Annotated in this window: 21 protein-coding genes and 1 tRNA gene; 9 read left to right on the forward strand and 13 right to left on the reverse strand. The window is 64.4% G+C overall.

Translation table 11 applies throughout. The features are described 5' to 3' along the window. Positions 1-39 precede the first annotated feature (39 nt). Together LQG66_RS18135 and LQG66_RS18140 are read right to left on the reverse strand one after the other, a co-directional pair. Entirely contained in the window at positions 40-3555 is a 3516-nt protein-coding gene (locus LQG66_RS18135) for a helicase-related protein (RefSeq protein ID WP_231327538.1), read from the reverse strand. Positions 3556-3884: 329 nt separating this feature from the next. Next, a complete protein-coding gene (locus LQG66_RS18140) occupies positions 3885-4214 on the reverse strand; it encodes a hypothetical protein (protein ID WP_231327539.1) in 330 nt (109 codons plus the stop codon). On the opposite strand from LQG66_RS18140, the gene LQG66_RS18145 reads away from it, so the two are divergent. Both LQG66_RS18145 and LQG66_RS37435 read left to right on the forward strand, forming a co-directional pair. Next, positions 4213-4470 carry a helix-turn-helix transcriptional regulator gene (locus LQG66_RS18145; RefSeq protein WP_231327540.1) on the forward strand — a complete coding sequence of 86 codons (258 nt, stop codon included), beginning with the start codon at positions 4213-4215 and terminating at the stop codon, positions 4468-4470. The genes LQG66_RS18140 and LQG66_RS18145 overlap by 2 nt on opposite strands. A 419-nt stretch (positions 4471-4889) precedes the next feature. Then, entirely contained in the window at positions 4890-5594 is a 705-nt protein-coding gene (locus tag LQG66_RS37435) for a tyrosine-type recombinase/integrase (RefSeq protein WP_425601344.1), read from the forward strand. Here the strand turns inward: LQG66_RS37435 and LQG66_RS18150 are convergent. Both LQG66_RS18150 and LQG66_RS18155 read right to left on the reverse strand, forming a co-directional pair. Next, positions 5554-5628, reverse strand: a tRNA-Glu gene (locus LQG66_RS18150). The two genes, LQG66_RS37435 and LQG66_RS18150, sit on opposite strands and share 41 nt — an antisense overlap. Before the next feature lie 410 nt (positions 5629-6038). Continuing rightward, complete coding sequence (locus LQG66_RS18155) at positions 6039-6377, reverse strand: hypothetical protein (protein ID WP_231327541.1); 339 nt, start codon at positions 6375-6377, stop codon at positions 6039-6041. Positions 6378-6408: 31 nt separating this feature from the next. Here LQG66_RS18155 and LQG66_RS18160 point away from each other — a divergent pair, with 31 nt between their 5' ends. Both LQG66_RS18160 and rpoH read left to right on the forward strand, forming a co-directional pair. Beyond that, entirely contained in the window at positions 6409-7389 is a 981-nt protein-coding gene (locus LQG66_RS18160) for an RluA family pseudouridine synthase (RefSeq protein ID WP_231327842.1), read from the forward strand. A gap of 218 nt (positions 7390-7607) precedes the next feature. Further along, positions 7608-8507, forward strand: a complete 900-nt coding sequence (gene rpoH, locus LQG66_RS18165) for an RNA polymerase sigma factor RpoH (RefSeq protein ID WP_231327542.1) — start codon at positions 7608-7610, stop codon at positions 8505-8507. 81 nt (positions 8508-8588) lie between these two features. On the opposite strand, the gene LQG66_RS18170 is transcribed toward rpoH, so the two are convergent. The 4 genes from LQG66_RS18170 to LQG66_RS18185 form a co-directional block, all read right to left on the reverse strand. After that, a complete protein-coding gene (locus LQG66_RS18170; protein ID WP_231327543.1) occupies positions 8589-9218 on the reverse strand; it encodes a peptidoglycan recognition protein family protein in 630 nt (209 codons plus the stop codon). A gap of 20 nt (positions 9219-9238) precedes the next feature. Further along, positions 9239-10474, reverse strand: a complete 1236-nt coding sequence (locus LQG66_RS18175) for a GGDEF domain-containing protein (RefSeq protein ID WP_231327544.1) — start codon at positions 10472-10474, stop codon at positions 9239-9241. 219 nt (positions 10475-10693) lie between these two features. After that, positions 10694-11050 (reverse strand): hypothetical protein, encoded by a 357-nt coding sequence (locus LQG66_RS18180; protein ID WP_231327545.1) that lies wholly within the window; start codon positions 11048-11050, stop codon positions 10694-10696. Positions 11051-11068: 18 nt separating this feature from the next. After that, positions 11069-11476, reverse strand: coding sequence for a response regulator (locus LQG66_RS18185; RefSeq protein WP_231327546.1), 408 nt, complete (start codon positions 11474-11476; stop codon positions 11069-11071). 152 nt (positions 11477-11628) lie between these two features. Here LQG66_RS18185 and LQG66_RS18190 point away from each other — a divergent pair, with 152 nt between their 5' ends. Beyond that, positions 11629-12468 carry an SDR family NAD(P)-dependent oxidoreductase gene (locus LQG66_RS18190; RefSeq protein ID WP_231327547.1) on the forward strand — a complete coding sequence of 280 codons (840 nt, stop codon included), beginning with the start codon at positions 11629-11631 and terminating at the stop codon, positions 12466-12468. 889 nt (positions 12469-13357) lie between these two features. Here LQG66_RS18190 and LQG66_RS18195 read toward each other — a convergent pair. Continuing rightward, positions 13358-14164, reverse strand: a complete 807-nt coding sequence (locus tag LQG66_RS18195) for a lytic murein transglycosylase (protein WP_231327548.1) — start codon at positions 14162-14164, stop codon at positions 13358-13360. A gap of 512 nt (positions 14165-14676) precedes the next feature. On the opposite strand from LQG66_RS18195, the gene LQG66_RS18200 reads away from it, so the two are divergent. The 3 genes from LQG66_RS18200 (at position 14677) to LQG66_RS18210 (ending at position 17329) form a co-directional block, all read left to right on the forward strand. Beyond that, on the forward strand, positions 14677-15621 hold the full coding sequence (locus LQG66_RS18200) for an OmpA family protein (protein ID WP_231327843.1): 945 nt from the start codon (positions 14677-14679) through the stop codon (positions 15619-15621). A gap of 333 nt (positions 15622-15954) precedes the next feature. Continuing rightward, on the forward strand, positions 15955-16467 hold the full coding sequence (locus tag LQG66_RS18205; RefSeq protein ID WP_231327549.1) for a hypothetical protein: 513 nt from the start codon (positions 15955-15957) through the stop codon (positions 16465-16467). Between the two features lie 544 nt (positions 16468-17011). Further along, entirely contained in the window at positions 17012-17329 is a 318-nt protein-coding gene (locus LQG66_RS18210) for a hypothetical protein (protein WP_231327550.1), read from the forward strand. Positions 17330-17710: 381 nt separating this feature from the next. Here the strand turns inward: LQG66_RS18210 and LQG66_RS18215 are convergent, their stop codons facing one another. Further along, positions 17711-18085, reverse strand: a complete 375-nt coding sequence (locus tag LQG66_RS18215) for a thiol-disulfide oxidoreductase DCC family protein (RefSeq protein ID WP_231327844.1) — start codon at positions 18083-18085, stop codon at positions 17711-17713. Between the two features lie 218 nt (positions 18086-18303). On the opposite strand from LQG66_RS18215, the gene LQG66_RS18220 reads away from it, so the two are divergent. After that, a complete protein-coding gene (locus LQG66_RS18220) occupies positions 18304-18540 on the forward strand; it encodes a hypothetical protein (protein ID WP_231327551.1) in 237 nt (78 codons plus the stop codon). Positions 18541-18697: 157 nt separating this feature from the next. Here LQG66_RS18220 and LQG66_RS18225 read toward each other — a convergent pair whose 3' ends face one another. The 3 genes from LQG66_RS18225 to rpoD form a co-directional block, all read right to left on the reverse strand. Continuing rightward, on the reverse strand, positions 18698-19639 hold the full coding sequence (locus LQG66_RS18225; protein ID WP_231327552.1) for a DUF817 domain-containing protein: 942 nt from the start codon (positions 19637-19639) through the stop codon (positions 18698-18700). Between the two features lie 463 nt (positions 19640-20102). Continuing rightward, a complete protein-coding gene (locus tag LQG66_RS18230; RefSeq protein ID WP_231327553.1) occupies positions 20103-20369 on the reverse strand; it encodes a hypothetical protein in 267 nt (88 codons plus the stop codon). Between the two features lie 117 nt (positions 20370-20486). Further along, the gene (gene rpoD, locus LQG66_RS18235; protein ID WP_231327554.1) at positions 20487-22598 is read right to left on the reverse strand and encodes an RNA polymerase sigma factor RpoD; all 2112 of its coding nucleotides are present in this window, start codon (positions 22596-22598) and stop codon (positions 20487-20489) included. Positions 22599-23001: the final 403 nt, after the last annotated feature.

A 23001-nucleotide genomic window follows, 5' to 3' on the forward strand; every position in this document is an offset into this window, starting at 1 on the left:
TCCAAAATGTGGCTTGCGAATTCTTGGCGCTCTTTCGTCTCAGCATGGCGCCGTCCCGCGACTCATAAGTTTATCGAGGTGAAAGATCGTGGCGCAAACGTCCTGCGCTGGCGCGCTATCGAAGGGCTTGCGCACGTATATCGGCTGGTTCGCGACCCCTTCTGCAGTAATAGGCACGATCGCCAGGACGAAGTGTTCCTCGGCATTCAGCGCCACAATCATCTCATTGGTCGTGACCGTGATCGTGTCTCCGCCCTCGATGCGTCCCTTCACCTCTATGAAGAGCAGGTGCCCGGTGACGGCGTCTCGGCTTTCGATATCGTAGCCAACCTTTGCTGCCGACACGTCAATCGGCTCCCGGCCCAGCGCGCGCTCGGCCGCGAACACCGCCTGCATCGCAAGACGCTCGACCTCGGCCCGCGCAAGCGCATCTTCCGCGAAGCCGTCAGGCGGTTGGGCTGTCCTGGGTCTCAGCAATCCTATTGGCACGATGAAGGCCGCTCCCTTGACCTGCGGCGGCAGAGCTTGGATGTCGCGCTCCTCGACAAGTTGCCGCAGCCGCCGGTCCAATCGCTCCGTGAGCGTTTGCGCGTACGCCCGCGCATTGCCGGAATTGAGCCGGCCACCTTTGCCAGCCTGCTCCTTGAGGGCCAGTTCCTCGGCCCGGCCATCCCAGAAATTGATCTCGCGCTTGAGCCGCGCCCTCACCTCCCCCTCCACCCGATCCACCTCCGCGAGCCTGCGCTCGCGCGTCTCCCTGAGGTGCTCCGGCACGAGATGGGCGATCGCAAAATGCATCGCCTTCTTCTCGATGTCGTCCCTGAGCCAGTCGGCTTCGAGCAGCTGACGTGCGGCATCGATCTCACCAGATTGGAGGGGTCGAAAATCGAGATAGGGTGCCGGACCGGCATCCTGGGCGTTGCCATGCTCGTCGAGCATAACAAACTGCATTCTGCGGGACGCGATGCTCGGTTGCCCATTGCGGCCCGGGCGGCCGTCGCGGATCGCGTGCTCCAGCGTGACAAGCACGCGGGGGCCCCGGCCATCCTCGTTGGCTTCATCCACCAGGATGGCGCCGCGTTTCAGGACGTCGCCCGCCTCCTCAAGGGTAACGGCGATCGTGACATCGAGCAGCCCGTGGCCCGGCGTGATGATCGCGGCCTGCGGCTTATGCGTGTCGCGATATCCCTTGTCGAAACAAACGCGTTCGTAGCGCTCGGCGATTGGCACAACGCCACCGGCAAATCGATCCCGGTCGCGCAGACGCCCAGGGACGCGGGCTATTTCATAGCGTCCGGTCTCACGCCGCCGGATCTGGCCGCCGAGCCGCACGAATGCCCTTTCGAAGAAGGCGCGGATGTAATGCGGCTGCAAGCGTCGCGCCGCAGCACGCTCCATCTTTTCCCGGATCTCCGTGACAGTTCGCGGATCGAGCCCTTCCGAGGTCAACTTCCGCTCGCGGATCAGCGTCTCGATCTTCTCCGTGTCGACAACGCCATCGACCGCCGTGAATAGCTTCTGCTTGTGCTTGGGGTCGTCGCCATAAAGTACGGCTTCCATGAGCAGCTCGCGCAGCGGCTTGCCCTCGAACAGCTCGCCGAGCACGTCATAGACGCTGTCACGTCCCCCCAGCGCCTCGCGAGCTCTCTCCAGCTTTTCGAGCAGCCGACCGTAGACCTCACCTTCCCGCGTATCGGCTGAGACAAGATTCCAGAGGTGGCAGACCTCCGTCTGGCCGATGCGGTGGATGCGCCCGAAGCGCTGCTCCAGCCGATTCGGATTCCATGGCAAATCGTAGTTGACCATCAGATGTGCGCCACGTTGCAGATTGACGCCTTCGCCTGCGGCATCGTTTGCAACGAGGACACGAACCTCGGGATCGTCGTTGAAGGCCACAATGTTGGCCTTGCGCACGTCACGGGGGACGCCGCCATGGATGACGACCACGGCCTCGGATTTGCCGATGCGCTGCCTGATCTTGTCCGCGAGGTATTCGAGCGTGTCGCGTGGCTCCGTGAAAATCAGAAGCTTGCGACGCAGGCCCGTCGCCTCGTCCACCATCGGCGGCTTGTCGAGGATTTCGCCAAGCTGGCGCCACTTGGCATCCTGACCGGATTTACGAAGTTGATCAGCGAGTCTTTCGAGCTCGCGCAGGACAACCAATTCGGCTTCAAGCTCGGGAATGGTCTGGGCTGCAGTTGCGCGATCCGCGATCTGCTGCTCGGCATCCTCCAGTTCGGCACCACCGGCTTCATCGAGGTCTTGATCTTCGTCATCGTCCAGAACGGAGGGAAATTGCTCCTGCTTCTGCAGCCGGCCGCCTCGAACGATGATGCGCTCTTCGGCCAAGCGGGCTTCGAGCCGTTCGCGGCGACGATGCAGCGAGCGATAGATCGCCGCGGGGGAGGAAGCCAAGCGCCGCTGCAATATCTGCAAAGCGAAGCCAACATTGTTCCTTCGCTTATCGTCTCCGAGATCGTTGAGGTTGCGCATCTCATTGCGGACGTATTGGGTGACTGCCGCGTACAGCTGCGCTTCGAGGTCCGAGAGCTGGTATTGGATCGTGGATGCCTTGCGCTCAGGAAACAGCGGCGAGCCATCGAACTTTCGCAGTTCCTCCTTGGTCAGCCGCCGCATGAGGTCGGACACATCGACCTTGCGCGCTCCCTCACGCGGGCGTCCTTCGAACCGGTCGGCGTCGAGAAGCCCCATGAAAAGCTGGAAGTCGGCGTCGTTGCCGTTATGCGGCGTTGCCGACATCAGCAGAAAGTGGCGAGCGCGGCCGCCGACCAATTGGCCGAGCTTGTAGCGCTTCGTATATTTCACCTCGTTGCCGAACAGGCTCGCGGCCATCCGGTGCGCTTCGTCACAGATCACGAGGTCGAATTCTGGTGCGGCCTGCAGTTTGGCCTGCAATGCATCTGAGCGTGCAGCCATATCGAGCCGCATGATCAGGTGATTGCGCTCGATGAAGGGGTTCCCGGTGACCGAGGCCTCGATCTGCTCTCGCGATACGATATCGAAGGTGAGATCGAATTTTTCCTTCAGCTCATCCTGCCACTGCTCGACCAGGCTGCCGGGCGCGATGATGAGGCAGCGCTCCAGGTCACCACGAATGATCAGTTCCTTGATGAAGAGCCCGGCCATGATTGTTTTGCCGGCGCCAGGATCATCGGCGAGGAGGAAGCGCAGCGGCTGTCTCGGCAGCATTTCGCCGTAAACGGCTGTGATCTGGTGCGGCAACGGCTCGATTCGGGAGCTGTGGACGGCAAGATAGGGGTCAAAGAGATGAGCCAGCCTGATTCGTTGCGCCTCGGAAGCCACTCGAAAGGCCTCCCCGTCGCCGTCGAAGCTAAAGGCTCGGCTGGCCTGGACCAGCTCCAGGCCAGGTTCCGAATCGCGATAGAGCAGCACCTCTGCCGGACCGTCTGCGCCTCTGTAAACGAGGTTCAGGGCATCCGAACCGATCCACTGGACGCGCACGACCTCGACGACCGCCGGGCCCGCCACCCCGCGAATCTTCGATCCCGCAACGACTTTCTCCAAAACCAGCATAGATAGTGCTCCCGCCTCCTGGCGACGAGATATCACGTTTATGTCGTTCCGGCGCTGCCCCGCGGACATCCATCGACAGGGATCTTTGACGCCCGGGTTTGGATTTCCAGAACCAATGGAGGTCTGACGGATCGGGGCGACCCCGGTCTCGCTCAGCACGTTGGCCCCGACGACCAGCCCTTCGGGCTGCAGATAATTCAGCCATTCCGAAGTTTCGTCCGGTTGGGAATGAAAGTCACCGTCGTGCGCGGTTCGTCGCCGGCCAGAGATAAACGGGACCGGCCGGCTCCAGGTGGCGCGCCTGCACCTCATAGCCCTGGCGGACTTTCTCAAGCTCGCTGTCCAGCTCCTGTGCAGCCGCAGCAGCTTGCCGTCCCAGGCCGGCGATCGGCCTCGAACTGGCGCAGCTCGCGCACATGTTGCTTGCGGATGTCGTCGTCGCTCGGGCCGAACAGATCCATCTGCGCAGGGGCTCCCGGCAGCTGCTTGGTGCGCATCGCCTCGCGCACCCGGTCGACCTGCCGCGGCCTAGCCGAAGCGCACTCGAAGCTCCTCAATTCTACGATCAAAGCGACCGGCACATTCAATACAGAATACGGGTTTGCCAGATTGGCGGGAGCCCAATCCGCCAGTCTTTGAGCAACCTCGACCGAAACCATGAAGCGCGCACCCTCGCGAATCGACATATTGCCACTTTTGCCAGTTGTATTTGGTCTTGGCGAAATCGAGGCGGCTGCGGCGATCGGCGTCTCAGCAAGTAAGTTCCGCGCACTCGTCAAAGAAGCTCGGATGCCGCGCCCTCGACGAATTGACCGACGCTTTGTCTGGGACGTCGATGAGCTGCGCGCAGCGTTCAAGGCTCTTCCTCATGAAGGAGAGAGCGAAGGATCCGATACATGGGCGGACGTGGTGTAATCCGGTTGAAGTATGTTCACGCATTTCGTGATCGTCAGGGCCGCATGCGTTACTACTTCCGCCGCGATGGAAGGCGGACGCCCCTTCCCGGCTTGCCCGGCTGTGGTGAGTTTATGGACGCATACGCGGCGCTGTTGGCCAACGGGCCAAAGCCTGCTGAGCTACGACGGGCAGCCGCCCCCAAGACCTTCGCCGCACTCGCAATCCTCTATTATGGCTCTCCACAGTATCGCTCGCTGTCCGCGTCCAGCCGCACCAATTATCGGCGAGTGATCGACGGCTTCCTGGAAGAACATGGTCATCGGCGTGTCGATCAAATGACCCGAGCGCACGTCGACGTCGTCATCGGCAAGATGGCCGACAGGCCGGGCGCAGGCATCATCTTGCTGAAGCGGATCCGAACCCTGATCCGCTACGCGATGGCACTGGGCTGGACAGATCGAGATCCAACTGCCGGCGTGCGGGGATACAAGTCGAAGGAAATTCATACCTGGAATGAAAGCGAGATAGCGGTCTTCGAGCGCCACTGGTCGGAAGGCACAAGGGAACGCCTGACCTTCGCGCTGCTCCTCTACACAGGCCAACGTGGCTCAGACGTTTATCGGATGACGTGGGCAGACATTTCGGGAGATGCGATCCGCGTTGCCCAGCAAAAGACTGCCGCGAAGCTCACCATTCCGATCCATGAGGCGCTGGATCGCGTCCTTTCGACTGCGAACCGCGGTCACCCGACAATCCTGGCGACGGCTTATGGCGAGCGGTTCTCCGTGAAGGGCTTCGGCCAGATGATTTCGGCCGCGATCCGGGAAGCAGGGCTCCCGCAACGGTGCAAAGCCCATGGGCTCCGGAAAGCTGCCGCGCGACGGCTGGCCGAGGCCGGATGCTCTGCAAGCGAAATTGCGGCGATTACCGGACACAAGACATTGGCAGAGGTAGAGCGCTATACGCGCGCGGCTGACCAAGAGCGGCTGGCGAGACAGGCGATCCAGCGACAGTCCGAAAACCAAATTGGCAAACCGCCAATCAGGGAAGTGGCAAACTCCACCGATGAAGCCTTAGAGATCAATAGCTTAGCGTGGAAAATGGCGCTCCCTAGGGGAATCGAACCCCTGTTTCAGCCTTGAGAGGGCCGCGTCCTAACCGCTAGACGAAGGGAGCGTGAGGTGAACCGCATAGCCTCGAAATCGCCGCGCCGCAAGACGGGGGATGGAAATTTCGTGGGGGTGTGGGTGTCGTGCCCCACGGGTCTTTCCCCGTGTGGGCTCCCTCCCCTAGCCCCTCCCCACAAGGGGGAGGGGAACGGACTGCCCGGGTGGCGAGGGCGTAACCATGATGGGATCGAGAGAGCCGGCCAAAGCGGCGGTGGGCTCCCTCTCCCGCTTGCGGGGGGAGGGTTGGGGTGGGGGCCGCCGCGACGGCGGTGCGAATGGAGAGAACTCCCCCACCCGCATCGCATCTTCGATGCGATGCGACCTCCCCCGCAACCGGGGGAGGCGCGAGACCGAGGGGGCCGCGAGATACGGGATATCAACCCATTTCGGATCACGTCGGGCCGAAAGCCCCTGCCCTTACGGCTCCACGGCGAAGCGCAAGCGGCCCGTGGGCTTCAAGGTCTTGGCATCGAAAGTGCGGATCTCGGTGGTGCCGCCGACCTCAAGCGTGACCGCCAGGCGGTCGCCGGCGGTGCCGGTCGAAACGATCCGGGCGCCCTTGGGCAGCATCGCGGTGAGGTCCGGGCCAGAAGCTGTGCTTCCATCGCCGCGGAAAAGGCGGTAGCCGATGGCGACCAGAAGCACTGCGATCGCGACCGAGGTGGTCACGCCCGCGATCATCATCATGCGCCGCAGCCGCGCCATCAGCTGGGCTTGCTCGGGCGACGACGGCTCGGGCGCCAGGGTAGGGTTCATGGACATCTCGACTTCAAATCCTAGCGGCTTGATGACGGTGACGGTCGCCGGCGACGAAGGCTCGCCGCGGCTCGATCGCGTGCTCGCGGCCCGGCTGCCGGAGCTGTCACGGTCCCGGCTGAAGGCGCTGATCCTGGCGGGCCAGGTCGCGATCGGTCCGGGCGCGGTTCGCGACCCCGCTTATCATGTCGGCGCCGGCGACACGATCACAATCGACGTGCCGGAGGCGGCGCCGGCCGAGCCGGCGGCGGAGACCATCCCGCTCACCATCGTCTACGAGGACGACGACATCATCGTTATCGACAAGCCGGCTGGCCTCGTCGTGCATCCCGCCGCCGGCCACGAAACCGGCACGCTGGTCAACGCGCTGATCGCCCATTGCGGCGCCAGCCTGTCGGGCATCGGCGGGGTCAAGCGGCCCGGCATCGTGCATCGGCTGGACAAGGATACCACCGGGCTGATGGTGGTGGCCAAGAACGACCGGGCGCACGCCTCGCTCAGCGCACAGTTCGCCGATCACGGCCGCACCGGCGCGATGGAGCGCGGCTATCTGGCGTTTGCGTGGGGGCTGCCGCACCGGCCGCACGGCACCATCAATGCCGCGATCGACCGCCATCCGCATGCGCGCGACAAGATGGCGGTGCGGCCGCGCGGCCGCGAGGCCATTACGCATTATGAGGTGCAGGAGAGCTTTGCGGGACGCGACGGCAAGCCGGTCGCCTGCTTGATCGCCTGCCATCTCGAGACCGGCCGCACCCACCAGATCCGGGTGCACCTCGCCCATCTCGGCCATCCGCTTCTTGGCGATCAGGTCTATGGCCCGCATTTCAAGACCAAGGCGAGCCAGCTGGCGACAGCAGCGCAAGCGGCACTGAGCGCGCTCGGCCGGCAGGCCTTGCACGCCTATCTCCTGATAATCGAGCACCCGCGGACAGGAGAAGTTCTACGCTGGGAATCGGAGCTTCCGGAGGATCTTTTGCGCCTCAGGGGCGCCCTGGAAGCGGCGCTATGACGCAGGACGTTCAGAAAACCGCAAGCATGCCAATCGGTTATAGCAGCCACACGGGGACGTGACCCCCGGAATCCTTCCACGGGGGCCCTGTTTTAGTGTATGTTGCGTCTGCGTCGAATGGTCGACGCATGGAACGTCGCAAACCGGACGGCTTTAACCAAGCGACCGTTTGCCTGGCCCGCCGCTATCGGGGGCCTGAACCAACTGGAGGGCGCTCGATGGCCCGTACAGCTACACTGCCGGTTCTCAATGGAGAATCCGGACTTGCTCGCTACCTCTCCGAGATCCGCAAGTTCCCGATGCTGGAACCGCAGGAGGAGTACATGCTCGCCAAGCGTTGGCGCGAGCATGACGACAGCGACGCAGCGCATAAACTCGTAACCAGCCATCTCAGGCTCGTGGCCAAGATCGCCATGGGCTATCGCGGCTACGGCTTGCCGATATCCGAAGTCGTTTCGGAAGGCAATGTCGGCCTGATGCAGGCTGTGAAGAGGTTCGAGCCCGAGAAGGGTTTTCGCCTCGCCACCTACGCCATGTGGTGGATCAAGGCGTCGATACAAGAGTACATCCTGCGATCTTGGTCGCTGGTGAAGATGGGCACGACCGCGAACCAGAAGAAGCTGTTCTTCAACCTGCGCAAGGCGAAGAGCAAGATCTCGGCGCTGGATGAAGGCGATCTGCATCCGGATCAGGTCCAGCTGATCGCCAAGCGCCTCGGCGTGACCGCTCAGGACGTGGTCGACATGAACCGCCGTCTCGGCGGCGACGCCTCGCTGAACGCGCCGATCCGCGACGACGGCGAAGCGGGCGAATGGCAGGACTGGCTGGTCGACAACTCGCCCAACCAGGAAGCCATCATGGCCGAGCACGAGGAGTACGACCACCGCCGGCAGGCGCTGAACGGCGCGATCGGCGTGCTCAACGCCAGGGAGCGCCGCATCTTCGAGGCGCGGCGTCTGGCCGACGAGCCGATGACGCTCGAGGATCTCGCCGCCGAGTTCGGCGTGTCGCGCGAGCGCGTGCGCCAGATCGAGGTGCGCGCCTTCGAGAAGGTGCAGTCGGCCGTCAAGGGCGCGATTGCCCGGCAGGAGGCGGCCACGCTGGAGGCCGCGCACTAACGGCGCGGCTTTGCTTTGAAGGTGGTCTTTTTGGAAGCGACTGGAGCCGGCGGAAACGCCGGCTTCTTGTTATGTGAATGATCAGTCGGCGGCGGCGCGGGCGAGCTCGGCGAGCGCGCAGCCCTCGCAATAGCGGGCGTCCTTGTAATCGATCCAGTTGTGCGCATAGACCCGCTCGCGGGCAATGCCGTAGCGCAGCCGGAGCACCTTCGACAGCACCCGCCAGGCTGCGACCTGGGCCGCGGTGGCGGGCGTGGTGACGTCGGGATAGTTGCCGGCGAACTCCACGCCGATGGAATTGTCACGCACGACCTTGCGGTACGTCGGAGCGTTGTCGATATAGCGGTTGTCGTTGCGGTTGGCGCCGTCGCCATGCAAGGTCACCATGGTTTCCGGGACCGCCCAATACACCGTGCCGTCGGTTTCCACCCACAGGGTGACGCCGCGTCGTTTGGGGTTTTTGGCCTGCGCCAGCGCCCCTGCCCGCGCCGACCCCGCCGGCCCCTCGGTCTGGTGGACGATGATGTTGGTCCAGGGATGGGCTTTTGTGACGTCGCCCCAGGGCGCGAGCCAGACCATCCTCAGCCCGGGGATATCGGGCGTGCCGGATGCTCGGGCGAGCGCGGCGAGGTCCTCGGCCGAAACCGGCAGAGAGACAAGGAGAACGAGCAGCGCAAGCGCTGCGCGAACGGAGAGAGCGATCGGCTTCATGGCCGGGACGATAGCACCGCTCACTCGACAGCCGCACCCTGACGAGGTTCGGGTGCCAGCATCGCCTCGATCTGGTCGGGCGCCAGTGCAGGAGTCTCCTGCTCGCCCTGATAGACGGCATAGCCGTTCTTGCCGTCCTTCTTGGCCGCATACAGCGCCTGGTCCGCCCGCGCCATGAGGCGGTCCGGGAACGCGCCGACATCTTGGGTCCATTCGGCGACGCCGATCGACACCTCGATCGGAACGTCGGCACCGGCACAGGCCTCTGCATCGTCACGGCACACCTGCAGGATGCGCCGCGCGATCATCTCGCCCTCGCGCACGCCAGACGACGGCAGCACGATGCAGAACTCGTCGCCGCCGGTGCGCGCCAGCATGTCGCCGGGGCGCAGCCGGGTCTGCGCCATCAGGGTGAAATGCTGCAGGCAGGCATCGCCCGCCGCATGCCCATGATTGTCGTTGATGAGCTTGAAGCCATCGAGGTCGATCACGAGCAACGCGAACGGCCGGCCGGACCGCTCCGCACGCGCGCATTCCTCGGCGAGGCGCTGCATCAGATGGCGACGGTTGGCGACGCCGGTGAGATCGTCCAGCAGCGCAAGATCAGCGACCTCGTTGCGCAATCGATCCACCGCCATCAGCAGGAAGCCGAAATTGAGCGACATCGACAGGAAGATCAGCAGCAGCACCGCCGCGGCCTGGCCGATGCCGGAACGGCTGAAGTTGAAATCGACGCCGATGAAGCTCCCAGCCGCCCTTACGGCAAACACCGCGATGATCAGCACCGACAGCAGGCCGGCAAGCCGCGCGCCGGGATTGATCGGCCCCCGTCTGGAATCGAGCACCAGCCGCGCGATGACAGCCATCGGCACAGCCTGGCCGATCGAGTAGCACAGGATCCGCAGCGGGCTGTTGTCGTAGACGTAGAGAAAGAATGCGATCGAAACACAGGTCAGACCGACGACGGCGAAGCTCAGTCGCCACGACGCCTTTCGCCCGTAGAAGCGCTCCACGCCCATTGCCGCGAGGCAGATCGCGAAGGTCAACAGCGCGGCGCCGGCCAGCAGCGGGAGCAGCGAACCAAAATAGAACCGCGCCAGCGCGAGCATCGCTGCCGGCGCACACACGAACGCAGACGCCGTCCAGAAGCGGGCCGAATCCAGATTGGGATAGCTGCGCATGACGTAGGCCCAGATCAGGCCCAGCGCGAGAAAGTTGATCGCGAAGGCGGTCCACAGCGTCGGAACGTTCAGCATCCCGATCGCCGGACTTCGCAAGTCCCGTCCCCGATGTTCAGCAACGCCGCTCTCATGACCTTCCCTGTGGTTCGCGGTAACATGGCCGCGGCGGGCTTAACGGCTCCTCAATCCCGCAACCAAGATTGCGCCTTGGTTTTGAATCAATGAAGACAGTATTTGCCCGCCGTTAACCCTGCCCGGCCGCATCTGCGAACCTCGCACCGCGCAATCGATGCATCAGCTGTGGATAAGGCGACGCGCCCTGGTGACAGCGTGAGGCAGAGCTTCGCGAATCTGCTGGGATCGTCTCCCGAGGCCTGAGCTCAGGTGGCCGTCCGCCGGCAAGGCCTCGAAGTCGCGTTGCAATCCATCAACTCCTGACGAGGATTCCATGGCGAAGAAAGCGAAGAAGGCCGCGAAGGCGACCAAGAAAGCGGCGAAGAAGACCAAGAAGGCTGCCAAGAAGAAGTAGTTGCACTCCCGGGTGGGAGCGCGGCTTCCACCCGGTCTCTCCTCGCGGCGCACTTTCAATTGCCCCGCCGCCGCCCCTTCCATTCGCATTTCCAGAAATGGGATGCCGCGCCGGTTCGTCAAGGGGATCCGAAGCGGATCCTACGCCTCGCCGAACCTCCTCCGAAGCTCCGGCGTGCGCTCGAGCGTGATTTCGGCCTCACGCAGCACGTCGAGCGGCGCCCACGGCTTGGCCCAGAACTTGGCATTTCCCGGCAATGGCTGCGACAGCGGCCGTCCGGAGGTGACGACGATGTTGAGGTGCGGATGGCGCGCCCGCGCGATGTGCGCGAGTTCGACGCCGCTCATGCGACCTGCGAGATTGACGTCGGTCATCAGCAGCACGACGCGGTGGCCAGGCTTGCTCAGCACCAGTTCAGCCGCCTCGGCGCTCTCGCACGTGATCACGTCGTACTCGCTCTCCTCCAGCAGCAGAGCGATCATCTCGCACTGTGTCGGATCGTCTTCCACGATCAGCGCCGTTGCGCGAAAGGGCTGCGACTGTCCCATGCAAACACCTCCAAAGATTCCATCGTCGCGTAAGTGACGTAGGTTAAAAGCAAAGCCGCCGGATGGTTCGGTTCCAATGCGGAAAAGTGACGCAAAGTGACCGGAAAATTTGGAACGGCTGATGGAACCGAGAACAAGGGCGAGATGCAGCGATGACGGCAATCAACGGAGCGGCGGCGGCGGTCACGGGCGCCGCCAGCGGCATTGGCCGCGCGCTGGCAACGGAGCTGGCCGCACGCGGCTGCAATCTCGCGCTCGCCGATCGCGACGAGGCGGGCCTCGCCAGCCTGGCGCGCGAGCTCGCCGCGCAGGACCGCAAGGTGACCACGCACCGGCTCGACGTCAGCGATCCGGCGGCCATCGCGCAATTCGCCGAGGACGCGATCCGCGCCCATCCCGGCCTCAACATCGTCATCAACAATGCCGGCGTGGCGCTGTTCGGCGGCTTCCATGAGATCGACCAGGCCGAGATGGAGTGGCTGTTCAACATCAATTTCTGGGGCGTCGTGCACGGCACGCGCGCCTTCCTGCCGCATCTCGCGCGCCAGGCCGAGGCGCATGTCGTCAACCTGTCCTCGATCTTCGGCATCATCGCGCCGCCCGGCCAGTCGGCCTATGCCGCGGCCAAGTTCGCCGTGCGCGGATTTTCCGAGAGCCTGCGTCACGAGCTTGCCGCCGCCAACAGCCCGGTCAGGCTGTCGGTCGTGCATCCCGGCGGCGTCGCCACCGCAATCGCACGCAACGCCCGCGCGGGGATCGGCATGACCGACAATGCCCGCCGCGTCCAGTCGATCGAGCGCTTCGAGCGGATCGCCAAGACCAGCCCGCGCGACGCCGCGCTGCGCATCATCCAAGGCATCGAACGCAACGAGCCGCGCATCCTGATTGGCGGTGACGCGCGCTTCTTGGACCTGCTGCAGCGGTTCATGCCGGGCACGTATTGGAAAGTGATGGCGAAGCGGCTGGAGAAGGCGGCGGCGAGGGATCAGTGAGCTGAGACGCGTCAGGCGAGATCGTTCTCGCGGCGCGTGATGCGTCCGAGTCTTGCCAATCGCCGCCCTCATGAGATGGAGGGCGCAGGGAGAGCCAGGCCTCGGCTGAGGCCTGCGGCCCGCGTGCGAAAGAAAATGCACGCGGCGGTTACCACAGGTTCAGCCGGACAGACCCGGCCCTCCCTGCGCAATGGTTTGACGCCTTATACGTGGTCTCCCTGGTGCGCCGGGCTTGTTGGCCACCATCCCCACGCGAAGCGAAGCTTCGTCGTGAGTTGATACCAGCATCGGGGTATCGGGACGCCACGATTTCGGCGTGCGCATCGATCCGTTCGTCGGCGCGGACAAAGCCACGCTGCGGACCACTGCGCCCATCGCATCCCAAGCCCGCGCCTCGTGACGATCGCGAAACGCCCCTCCGGCGGGCTGGGACATCAGGAAATGTGCTTCTGATTTGCCCGACGGTGCAAGCGCTCATCATGCGACAAACTAACACGACGGGCAGTTTGCGCATGGCGGATATGCGGCCCGCTCTATCTGGTCGTCATTCCGGGGCGCGCCGACGCGCAGGATCGCGAAGCGATCTTGCGTGGGCGGTGCGAGCCCGGAATCCATAGCCACGAATGTTGGCTTGGCGAGAGCTGGAGCGACAGCCGTGTCTCACCACGTCTGCCTGTGGTTATGGATTCCGGGCTCGCGCCCGTTGGCGCGCCCCGGAATGACGTGCCCTGATCGTCGTCCGCGGATAGCGGCGACCAAGCGGCCACTAGCAGCCGTGCTTGAACCGAGACGTCACGGCGTACTGGATGCCCCGCCGGAGCCTGTCCTCGGGTTCGCCGGAGGCGAGACCCGGGAGCGGGGCATGACAGCGTGTGCTAACAACAGCGCGCTACCGCCCCATCAGCTGATCGGCGAAATAGCCGATGGTCTTGCGGTAGATCACGGCCCTGTTCCACTCGCGCATGGCTTCGAAATTCGGTGAGCCCTCCTCGTAGGACGCCCCCATCTTGAAGCCGTTGGTGTGCAGCAGGTTCGCGGTCGAGGCGAGCACGTCCGCGGTGGAGTGGCGCAGATCGACGCGGCCGTCGCCGTCGAAATCGACGCCGTATTTGATGTAGGACGACGGCAGGAACTGGGTCTGCCCGATCTCGCCGGCAAAAGCTCCGATCAGGTCGCGCAGGGTGAGATCACCGCGCTCGACGATCTTGAGCGCCGCCATCAGCTCGGTCTGGAACAGCTCGGTGCGGCGGCAGTCATGCGCCAGGGTGGCCAGGGTGCGGATCACCGGCAGCTTGCCCATGTCGCCCTTGCCGAAATCGGTCTCCAGCCCCCAGATCGCAATCAAAATCTGGCGCGGCACGCCGTACTGCTGCTCGATGCGCGACAGCAGCGCCGCATGCCGCTGCAGCATGGCGCGGCCGCCATTGATGCGGCCGGGACCGACGCGGGTCGAGACGTACTGCTCAAAACTCTTGTTGAAGGTGTAGCGCTGACGGCGGTCGAAGGAGAGCACGGCCGGATCGAGCGTCACGCCCGACAGCGACTGGCTGACCACGCCGCCGGAGACGCCGGCGCTCTGCGCTTCCGCGGAGAAGCTCGCGATGAAGGTGTTGAAGTCGCCGCCGCAGCGCGCGGCGAGAGCGGGCGAGGCAAACGCGAGGCTGGCAGCAACGATGAGCGAGCGGAAGATCAGCATGAGAAGAGAGATCCCTGCGTGAGAGCATGATGACGGCGGGCCGGCGCCGAGAGGCAAGCACAATGCCCGATTTGGCCGTGGCAGGCCAGTCGGCAGGGATCGTCAGCGATCCGCATCCTGCTTCGCCGCTTTGAACGCAACGCGGCCTCGCCGCCACTCATCCAAGACGTGGCCTCCGTCGAAAGCGCGTTCCTTCGGCGCGTGCCGATCGAGCTGCGCCCTTCTGTACGCACACACGTTGGTCCCCTTGCCTCAGGGCTATCGCATATGAAGATCTGAGTCGTTTCGCTACGCTGCCTCCACGTCGTCATGCCCGGGCTCCGTCCCGCCTGCGCGGCCGAAGCCGCTTCGGCGCGGCGAAGGCCCGGGCATCCACGTCCTTCCCAGGATGCCGAACGACGTGGATGGCCGGGACGGAGCCCGGCCATGACGGTGTGGAGGGAGCCGGAACTCAAAGTTGGACCGTCATATGCGATAGCCCTGCCCTTTTGACTGGAGAGGTCCCCATGAGAATGACGTTTCGGCCCGGTGCATGGGCGCAAGCGGCCCTGGTCGCGGCTCTGCTCTGTCACACCTTAGCGCCCGCGACCGCCCAGCCCGGCGATGTGGCGGGAGCAAGGGACTTCCCCGGCATCGGCCGCTTCGCAGGCAGCGTGATCACCGGCTATGTCGCCAAGGATTTCGACGCGGTGCGGCTGCAGGCGGCTCCGTTCAAGGATGGCAAGGCGACCGACGAACGGCGCCTGGAAGGCCGCATCACCCGCATCGCGTATCGCACCGCGCCGGGTCCGTCGATCCTCGAAGTGTCGCGCAATTTCGAGAACCAGCTCGCCAAGGCCGGCTTCGAGACGCTGCTCGCCTGCGACACCGATCCCTGCGGCGCCATCCCCTTCACCGAGGCGATCGACCTCTTGCCAGTGCCGCAGATGTGGGTCGACGGCTTCGACTACCGCTATTTCGCCGGCCGCAAGGCCACTGATGGCCGCGAGATCTATGCCAGCGTGCTGGTCAGCCAGAACAATCAGCAGATCACCGCCCAGCTCACCATCGCCGAGCTGGGCGCGATGCAGAACAAGATGGTCAGCGCCGCCGAGATGGCGAAGGGCCTCGGCGACAAGGGCCACATCGCGCTGTACGGCCTCTATTTCGATACCGACAAGGCGACCATGCGGCCGGAAAGCCGGCCGACCCTGGAGCAGATCGCGCAGCTGCTCGCCGGCCAGCCGCAGCTGAACGTCTTCATCGTCGGCCACACCGACAACCAGGGCAGCTATGACTACAATCTCGATTTGTCACGACGGCGGGCCGAGGCCGTTGCCGCGGAGCTGGCGAGGAGCTTCCGCATCGCGCCGGCGCGGCTGCGCACCGCGGGCGTGGGCCTGCTGGCTCCGGTCGGCAGCAATGCGACCGATGCCGGCCGCGCCCTGAACCGCCGCGTCGAGCTGGTGGCGCCGTGAAGCGCAGGGCGATCGCATATGAGGATTTAGGCTTGTGCCCAGATCTCTCCACTCCGTCATGCCCGGGCTTGACCCGCCTGCGCGGCCGAAGCCGCTTCGGCGCGGCGAAGGCCCGGGCATCCACGCCTTTCTGTCCAGGACAAACAGACGTGGATGGCCGGGTCAAGCCCGGCCATGACGACTTGGAAACAGACGGGCGCAAAACAAAGATCGCCATATGGGATCGCCCTGCCCTGAAGCGGGTGCCTGAGGCAAGGTGTCCGGGCGGTCGCTTGATCCGGATCAAGATCGCGCCATCGTCGCTTTCTAAGCTGAGGCAAAAGGAGATGACGCATGATCGGGATAACCCTCTCCGCCGACCAGATCCGCTCGGCGCCACCGGAGGTGCGGCGCTGGATCGAGCATCAGGTGCTGGCAGGTCTTGGCCTCGGCCCGGAGGCGCCGCCCGCGCCCGCGCTCCCCGTGCAGGGTGCGCATCTCGTCGCCTGCACGACTGACGATGCGGCGAAGATTCTGGCACAGATCCAGGGCCTGCTGCCGGCGGTGAACGTGTTCTTCGAGTTCGGCCGGCCCGGCATCGCGATGGGCCAGCCGCCGATCATGATGTTCCGCCTGATCGACATCCTGCATCACACGCGACTGCAGAACATCGGCCAGGTGATGGCCTCGCTGGAGATGATCAACAAGGCGCTGATCGAGGCGAGGCGCGATCCCTCGGCACGCTTCTGCGGCTTCGACAATGAGGGCCATTGCCTGATCGCACCGGAGACCCAGCGCGCCATCGCCAGCGTCTGGCAGACCGTGATCGCCAGGCAGCACGGCGTCGCCGAGGGCGAGGCGGCGTGAGACAGGCAGCGGGTTGAGGTTTGGAGGCCGAGGCGCAGGTCTGGACGAGTTCATCATTCTGAGGCGCTCGCACTCTCCTCCTGCTCCGTCATTCCGGGGCGCTCGCGGAGTGGCACATCAGCGAAGCTGATGTGGTGCGGAGCGGGCGAGCCCGGAATCCATACTCGCAGGCCGGAGTTGGTCAGCTGAGCCATAGGCCACGGCGTCCGGTCGTGTCTGCCTGTGGTCATGGATTCCGGGCTCGCGCGATCGCGTCAAAATCGCTCCGCGATTTCGTCGCGCCCACGCGCCCCGGAATGACGGAGCAAGGGGAAAGCGCGTGCGCCTGTCATCCGGGCCCTTCGCAGACGACGCCGGTTGTTGGATCGCGGCCTGGGCGGACACGCGCCGCTGCCACATCACCTCGTGCGTCCCTGCCCTGGCCCAAACCGACGTGACACCAGGACGACACAGCCATGTCGTTATCGGGCGGCTCCGGCCTTGAGCCTGCCGCCATCGATGCTACCATTCCCATCGTCGTTCACGATCCCCTGGGAGATCGCCGATGCAGCCCAACCAACAACGCCGACTGCTCCAGGTGCCCTTGTTTCGCCTGCTCGCGATCAACCTCGCGCTCGGCCTCGGCATGGCCGTGGTGTTGGTCGGCGGCCTGCTCGTGCTCGATCCCTGGGGCCTGCGCCATCTCATCTTCTCCGATCACTCGCCCGGCGTCGCGATCGGCCTGCTGCTGGGCTCGTTCTTCGTCACCTTCGGCTCGACCGCGATGGGCACGGCCATCATGGCGCTCGGCAGCGGTGACGATGACGACGATCATCGCGGCGGCACCCGGGCACACGCACGGGTGAAGGCGCGGCGGCGTTAGAGTCGAGATATCACCCCTTCGAGATATCACCCCGATGGCAGTGAGCTCCCCTCCCCCACGCCGCAATCGCGCAGCGATTGTCGGCAGCGGGGAGAGGTCGGGGGTGGGGGTCCGCAAGCGCTGAACGTCGTGAGTTGCGCCTTCGATTTTCCCAGGCCGCCAATGTTCGGGAAGGACGGAATACGGTCCGACAGCGCTTGACCCGCCGAGCGGCTCGGCTGCGGCGGCCGGATGCAAAGCGAGCACTGACGTCCTCAATTTCGAGCGCTCCTCACATAGGACACGACTCGTGGACCCCCACCCCCGACCCCTCCCCGCAAGAGGGGGAGGGGAGCTCACCGGTCTCGCTGCGACAGCGGCGGCCCAACCGGCATTCCCCCCTCACCAGTGCCCTTTCCGCTTGTTCCAGGCGAACAGCACATCCGCAAAGCGGTCGTAGCCGAACCGCGTCAGCGGCCGCACCAGGCGGTTGCCGAACAGCGTGGCGAGCCAGCCCTCACCGGGTGTCAGCGCCCAGAGCAGCAACGCGACATCGGCGCCGGTCGTCAGCTGCCCCTCCTCGTCGGTCGCATGAAGGCGGCGTCGGACGTCATCGACGCCGGCGCCGTAGGCGCTGAGCGCCTCCGGCTCGGCGTTGATGTCCTTGAACGCGACCCGCCCCGACTTCACCAGCGCCAGCAGCTTGTTGCGCTGCCAGTCGATACCGGCGTCGCACACCGGGCAGCGCGTGTTGTACCAGACCGTGAGTTGGGGCATCGACATGGAGAGGCATCATCGCAGGTTCGGGGCCGCGATGAACGCACCTTCATCCGGCAAAATCGAGGAGTTTTCGAAAGCCGCCTGGCCTGCCCGCGATCCCACCGGGCGCCCGGCCGATTCCGCGAAAACCATATGACGAAAAAGTCAAATTCGGGCGGCGGATAAGCATTTTCTGGCATTGACCGGGTGCGCCCTGCCGCCGTAAAGCGCCATCCATGGCGAAAAAACCCGGCACCAATCCCAAAGGCGAATTCGCCTTCTTCAACGTCACCTACGAGGACGGCTCGCAGCGCTCCAACCGGCGCGTCCCGGCCGAGCTGCTCGGCGGCCTCGACGGCGACGAGCCGGCGCGCGGCTTCATCATGGAGCAGGACCGCGAGATCGCGGAAAAGTCCGGCCGCCCGCCGCTTCAGATCAAGTCCCTCGAGCGCGTCGGCGCGAAGAAGAAGTAGGCCAGCCCACGGCTTCGTAAGGTGGGCAAAGCGACCGCCGTCAGGCGGCGCGTGCCCACCATCAGCTGCCTGCCGCGAAACTCGGTGGGCACGGCGCGCGACACCGACGCCAGCCGGAACACCGTGCACGCGCCTTTGCCCACCCTACGGCAGCGCACTACGCGGCTTGCTTCTGGCGCTCCGACAGGAGCGCGTTCTCCCTGACGTTCATCGCCCGCGGCCGGTTGATCAGGCTGACCAGCGTGTAGCTGATGATCAGCAGCAGAAACCATGAGCCGAGCTTGGCGGGCGACACCATGGCCCAGCCGTGCGCCTGCTGCGGATAGAGCCAGACCCGCGTGAAGGTGCCGATGTTCTCCGACAGCCAGATGAACAGCGACACCAGGAAAAGCCCCAGCAGCAGCGGCATTGAGCGGTGCACGCGCCAGACCTTGAAGTGCACCGTCGCCGGCGCGAACAGCAGCGCGGCCCAGCCGAACAGCACGAGCCTCATATCGAGCCCATAGTGGTCGGTGAAGAAGTTGAGGTAGACCGCAGCGCTTAAGGCCATCAACCAGCGCCGCGACGGATGGCCGGTGAAGCGAAAATCGAACAGCCGCCAGACGCGGCAGAGATAGCTGCCGATGCAGGAATACATGAAGCCGGAGAACAGCGGCACGCCACTGATCCGGATGAGGCTCGGCTCGGGATAGATCCAGGAGCCGGTCGCGGTCTTGAACAGCTCCATCACCGTCCCGACCAGGTGATAGATCAGGATGATCTTCGCCTCCTCCCAGGTCTCCAGCTTTGTGGCGAGCAGCGCGGCCTGAACGCCGAGCATGCAGAGGAAGAGGAAGTCGTAGCGCGCGAGCGGTGCGTTGGCCGGATAGAACCGCCACGTCAGCAGCATCAACGCCACCGCGATGCCGCCGAACAGACAGGCCCAGCCCTGCTTCACGCCGAAACGGAGGAATTCGTAGAGGGCTGCGATCCAGGGCGCCTTGGCTGCGCGCGCTGCAAGCCGCGCTTCGGCCGCGATGAAGGGGCGCAGGGGCGCCCAGATCGCGGCGGCGCTGGCGGAAGCGTGGGGAGCCGATGATAAGATTTCGTCGTGCTGCATGGAAGGCCGGATCGGTGAAGACACCGATGACTAGCAGCCGCGTTTCATTCCGCGTCAGCGTAAAGTTCCGTCTCTTCCCGTCGCAGCGCGGACAGGTGCGGACGTGCGAAGGCTGACTTTTCTGCACCAACGATCCAGCGCGACTCCCGAAGATGAAGTGGCTCAGCTCCGGCGCCGTAGGGTGGGCAAAGCGCCGCCCGTAGGCGGCGCGTGCCCACCATCAGGTGCAGCGCCCGTAATCGGTGGGCACGGCGCACTCAGCGAATGCGCACCGATACAGCACGCCATGCGCCTTTGCCCACCCTACCAATCGCTACGAAAATCTGGTCGCGCCGAATACGGACCAAATGAGTGAAGCGATTCAGAGTGACATGCGTGACTCTGGATTTGCTCCGCTGCGCTCGCAATGACAGAAACGTTCGAGTGACGTCATCAACGACTACGATACGGGCTCCAGGAATACTTAGCGGATGCTCGTACTCGCAGAGTTCTCACTGTGATCTGCCTGAGCCTGCAGGAAAAGCATCAGCTCCTCGTAGCCACCTTCGACACTCTCGTTGCCGCGAAAGCGGCTAAATTCGAGATGGTCATCTTCGAACATATCGATCTCGAGCCGCTCACCGACCAACGTCACCGAAAGCCGGATCGTATCTGGTCGCGTTCGTTCGATGAAGAAGTGGAGACCAAGCGTGTCGAGCAGGCGCATGGTGGCAAAGAGAGCCGACGACATCGAAAACTCCTTGTTCGATCGATCGCTAGCGACATTCCCAAAAGTCAACGGCGGACCTTTCGGCCCGCCGCTTCAAATCGATGGATGCCCGGGTCTTCCCGGGCATGACGATCGGAATTAGTTGTCGAGGAAGCTCCGCAGCTTCCTTGACCTCGACGGATGCTTCAGCTTCCGCAGCGCCTTCGCTTCGATCTGACGAATACGCTCTCTCGTCACCGAGAACTGCTGGCCGACTTCTTCCAGCGTGTGGTCGGTGTTCATGCCGATGCCGAAGCGCATGCGCAGCACGCGCTCCTCGCGAGGGGTCAGCGAGGCCAGCACGCGCGTGGTGGTCTCGCGCAGGTTGGACTGGATCGCGGCATCGATCGGCAGGATCGCGTTCTTGTCCTCGATGAAGTCGCCGAGATGGCTGTCCTCCTCGTCACCCACGGGGGTTTCGAGCGACAGCGGCTCCTTGGCGATCTTGAGGACCTTGCGCACCTTCTCCAGGGGCATGCCGAGCTTCTCGGCGAGTTCCTCCGGGGTCGGCTCGCGGCCGATCTCGTTCAGCATCTGGCGCGAGGTGCGGACGATCTTGTTGATCGTCTCGATCATGTGCACGGGGATGCGGATGGTGCGGGCCTGGTCGGCGATCGAGCGCGTGATCGCCTGCCGGATCCACCAGGTGGCGTAGGTCGAGAACTTGTAGCCGCGGCGGTACTCGAACTTGTCGACCGCCTTCATCAGGCCGATGTTGCCTTCCTGAATCAGATCGAGGAATTGCAGGCCGCGGTTGGTGTACTTCTTGGCGATCGAGATCACGAGCCGGAGGTTGGCTTCCACCATCTCCTTCTTGGCCTGACGGGCCTCGCGCTCGCCCTTCTGCACCGAGTGCACGATCTTGCGGAACTCGCCGATCTCGAGACCGGTGAGGGCTGCCATCGACTGCACCTCCTGGCGCAGATCCTTGATGCGGTCCTTCTCGTAATGGACGAAGTTCTTCCAGCCTTTGGCGGACAGCTTCGAGACGCGGTTGAGCCAGCGCGGATCGAGCTCCGAGCCCTGGTAGTTGCGCAGGAAGTCCTCGCGCGCCACGCCATGGGAATCGGCAAGGCGCATCAGCCGGCTCTCGAACGAGACCAGCTTCTTGTTGATGTCGTAGAGCTGCTCGACCAGCGAGTCGATGCGGGCCTGGTTGAGGCGCAGCGACTTCACCTCGACGATGATCTCGTCCTTGAGCTTCTTGTACTTGCGCTCCTGCGAGGGCGACAGCGACTCGCTCTGCAGCTGGTTGGCGATGTCCTGCTCCTGCAGGCGGCGCAGCTTCTTGTACTCGGACGCGATCTTGTCGAAGGTCTCGACCACCTTCGGCTTCAGCTCGGCCTCGATGGCGGCGAGCGACATCTGGTTCTCGAACTCGTCGTCGTCCATGTCGGCTTCGGCGGCAGCCTCGGCCGGATCCTTCTCGACGGCGTCGGGCGCACCAGTCGGGGCCGAGCGGAACGGGGTCGGCTGCGGCGGCGCCGCCGGCGGCGCGACCGCGGCCTGCACCGCACCGCCCTCGGCGGGATCAGCATCACCGGGCACGGGTGCCGCGATCTGCGGGTTCATGCCGCCCTTGGCCTCCGGGCCGGCATAGGTGGCTTCGAGATCGATGATGTCGCGGAGGAAGATCTTGCCTTCGTTGAGCTCGTCGCGCCAGATGATGATGGCCTGGAAGGTCAGCGGGCTTTCGCACAGCCCTGCGATCATCGCCTCGCGGCCGGCCTCGATGCGCTTGGCAATGGCGATCTCGCCTTCGCGCGACAGCAGCTCGACGGTGCCCATCTCGCGCAGATACATGCGCACGGGATCGTCGGTGCGCTCGCCGGGCTCCGATTTCTTGACCTCGGTGACGGCCTTCTGCGTGATCTCGACCAGCTCGTTGTCGGTCTCGTCCTCGCCGTCGTCCTTCTCCTCGGCCTCGTCGGCCTCCTCGGCCTCGGTCACGTTGATGCCCATGTCGGAGAGCATCGACATGATGTCTTCGATCTGTTCCGGCGAGGTGGTGTCGGACGGCAGGACCTCGTTGAGCTGATCAAAGGTCACGAAGCCGCGCTTCTTGGCCTGCTTGATCATCTTCTTGACGGCGGCGTCCGACAGGTCGAGCAACGGGGAAGGCGCATCGGCGGCGTCCTTCTCGGGAGCGTCGGCGGCCTTGTCGTCCTTTTCCTTGTCCTTCACCTGCAGCGTCTTTGCCTTCGTGGCCATTCATTGCTCCCGAAACGCGCCCGCTTCCGCCTGTGGCAACTTCGCCCTTGGCATCGCGGCGCCCGCCTGCTCTACTCAAACTGTTGTCGACGCGGAAAGGGCGGCGCACCTAAGACGTCGCCACCCCTTGATCTCTGTCGCTGGTGTCGTCCTGTTTTCGGACCGGCGCGCGTTTCTTGCAAAACCGATACCGGTTTTGCAATCGAATCCGACGCCCGAAACATGGCGTAGTGTCCGACAGCGAAACCGACCCCTCACTCGCAGGAAAATGCTCCGGACGTCTTAAACTTCGATTAACCCTGTTTTTGCAGCCAAACCATGGGTTTGGCGAGTCCTTTTGCGCATCCCGGAACCGAGGCGGCCGGAATGCGGCGAAATGTGCTCAGTCGCGGCAGGGCGCCGG

The sequence above is a fragment of the Bradyrhizobium ontarionense genome, from assembly GCF_021088345.1.
GTDB classification, from domain to species: domain Bacteria; phylum Pseudomonadota; class Alphaproteobacteria; order Rhizobiales; family Xanthobacteraceae; genus Bradyrhizobium; species Bradyrhizobium ontarionense.

Bases quoted from the DNA above. Each gene is read 5' to 3' on its own strand.
- LQG66_RS18135 (WP_231327538.1), bottom strand. From the start codon at position 3,555: ATGCTGGTTTTGGAGAAAGTCGTTGCGGGATCGAAGATTCGCGGGGTG.
- LQG66_RS18145 (WP_231327540.1), top strand. From the start codon at position 4,213: ATGAAGCGCGCACCCTCGCGAATCGACATATTGCCACTTTTGCCAGTT.
- LQG66_RS18140 (WP_231327539.1), bottom strand. From the start codon at position 4,214: ATGGTTTCGGTCGAGGTTGCTCAAAGACTGGCGGATTGGGCTCCCGCC.
- LQG66_RS37435 (WP_425601344.1), top strand. From the start codon at position 4,890: ATGGCACTGGGCTGGACAGATCGAGATCCAACTGCCGGCGTGCGGGGA.
- LQG66_RS18155 (WP_231327541.1), bottom strand. From the start codon at position 6,377: ATGAACCCTACCCTGGCGCCCGAGCCGTCGTCGCCCGAGCAAGCCCAG.
- LQG66_RS18160 (WP_231327842.1), top strand. From the start codon at position 6,409: ATGACGGTGACGGTCGCCGGCGACGAAGGCTCGCCGCGGCTCGATCGC.
- rpoH (WP_231327542.1), top strand. From the start codon at position 7,608: ATGGCCCGTACAGCTACACTGCCGGTTCTCAATGGAGAATCCGGACTT.
- LQG66_RS18170 (WP_231327543.1), bottom strand. From the start codon at position 9,218: ATGAAGCCGATCGCTCTCTCCGTTCGCGCAGCGCTTGCGCTGCTCGTT.
- LQG66_RS18175 (WP_231327544.1), bottom strand. From the start codon at position 10,474: ATGCTGAACGTTCCGACGCTGTGGACCGCCTTCGCGATCAACTTTCTC.
- LQG66_RS18185 (WP_231327546.1), bottom strand. From the start codon at position 11,476: ATGGGACAGTCGCAGCCCTTTCGCGCAACGGCGCTGATCGTGGAAGAC.
- LQG66_RS18190 (WP_231327547.1), top strand. From the start codon at position 11,629: ATGACGGCAATCAACGGAGCGGCGGCGGCGGTCACGGGCGCCGCCAGC.
- LQG66_RS18195 (WP_231327548.1), bottom strand. From the start codon at position 14,164: ATGCTGATCTTCCGCTCGCTCATCGTTGCTGCCAGCCTCGCGTTTGCC.
- LQG66_RS18200 (WP_231327843.1), top strand. From the start codon at position 14,677: ATGACGTTTCGGCCCGGTGCATGGGCGCAAGCGGCCCTGGTCGCGGCT.
- LQG66_RS18205 (WP_231327549.1), top strand. From the start codon at position 15,955: ATGATCGGGATAACCCTCTCCGCCGACCAGATCCGCTCGGCGCCACCG.
- LQG66_RS18210 (WP_231327550.1), top strand. From the start codon at position 17,012: ATGCAGCCCAACCAACAACGCCGACTGCTCCAGGTGCCCTTGTTTCGC.
- LQG66_RS18215 (WP_231327844.1), bottom strand. From the start codon at position 18,085: ATGCCCCAACTCACGGTCTGGTACAACACGCGCTGCCCGGTGTGCGAC.
- LQG66_RS18220 (WP_231327551.1), top strand. From the start codon at position 18,304: ATGGCGAAAAAACCCGGCACCAATCCCAAAGGCGAATTCGCCTTCTTC.
- LQG66_RS18225 (WP_231327552.1), bottom strand. From the start codon at position 19,639: ATGCAGCACGACGAAATCTTATCATCGGCTCCCCACGCTTCCGCCAGC.
- LQG66_RS18230 (WP_231327553.1), bottom strand. From the start codon at position 20,369: ATGTCGTCGGCTCTCTTTGCCACCATGCGCCTGCTCGACACGCTTGGT.
- rpoD (WP_231327554.1), bottom strand. From the start codon at position 22,598: ATGGCCACGAAGGCAAAGACGCTGCAGGTGAAGGACAAGGAAAAGGAC.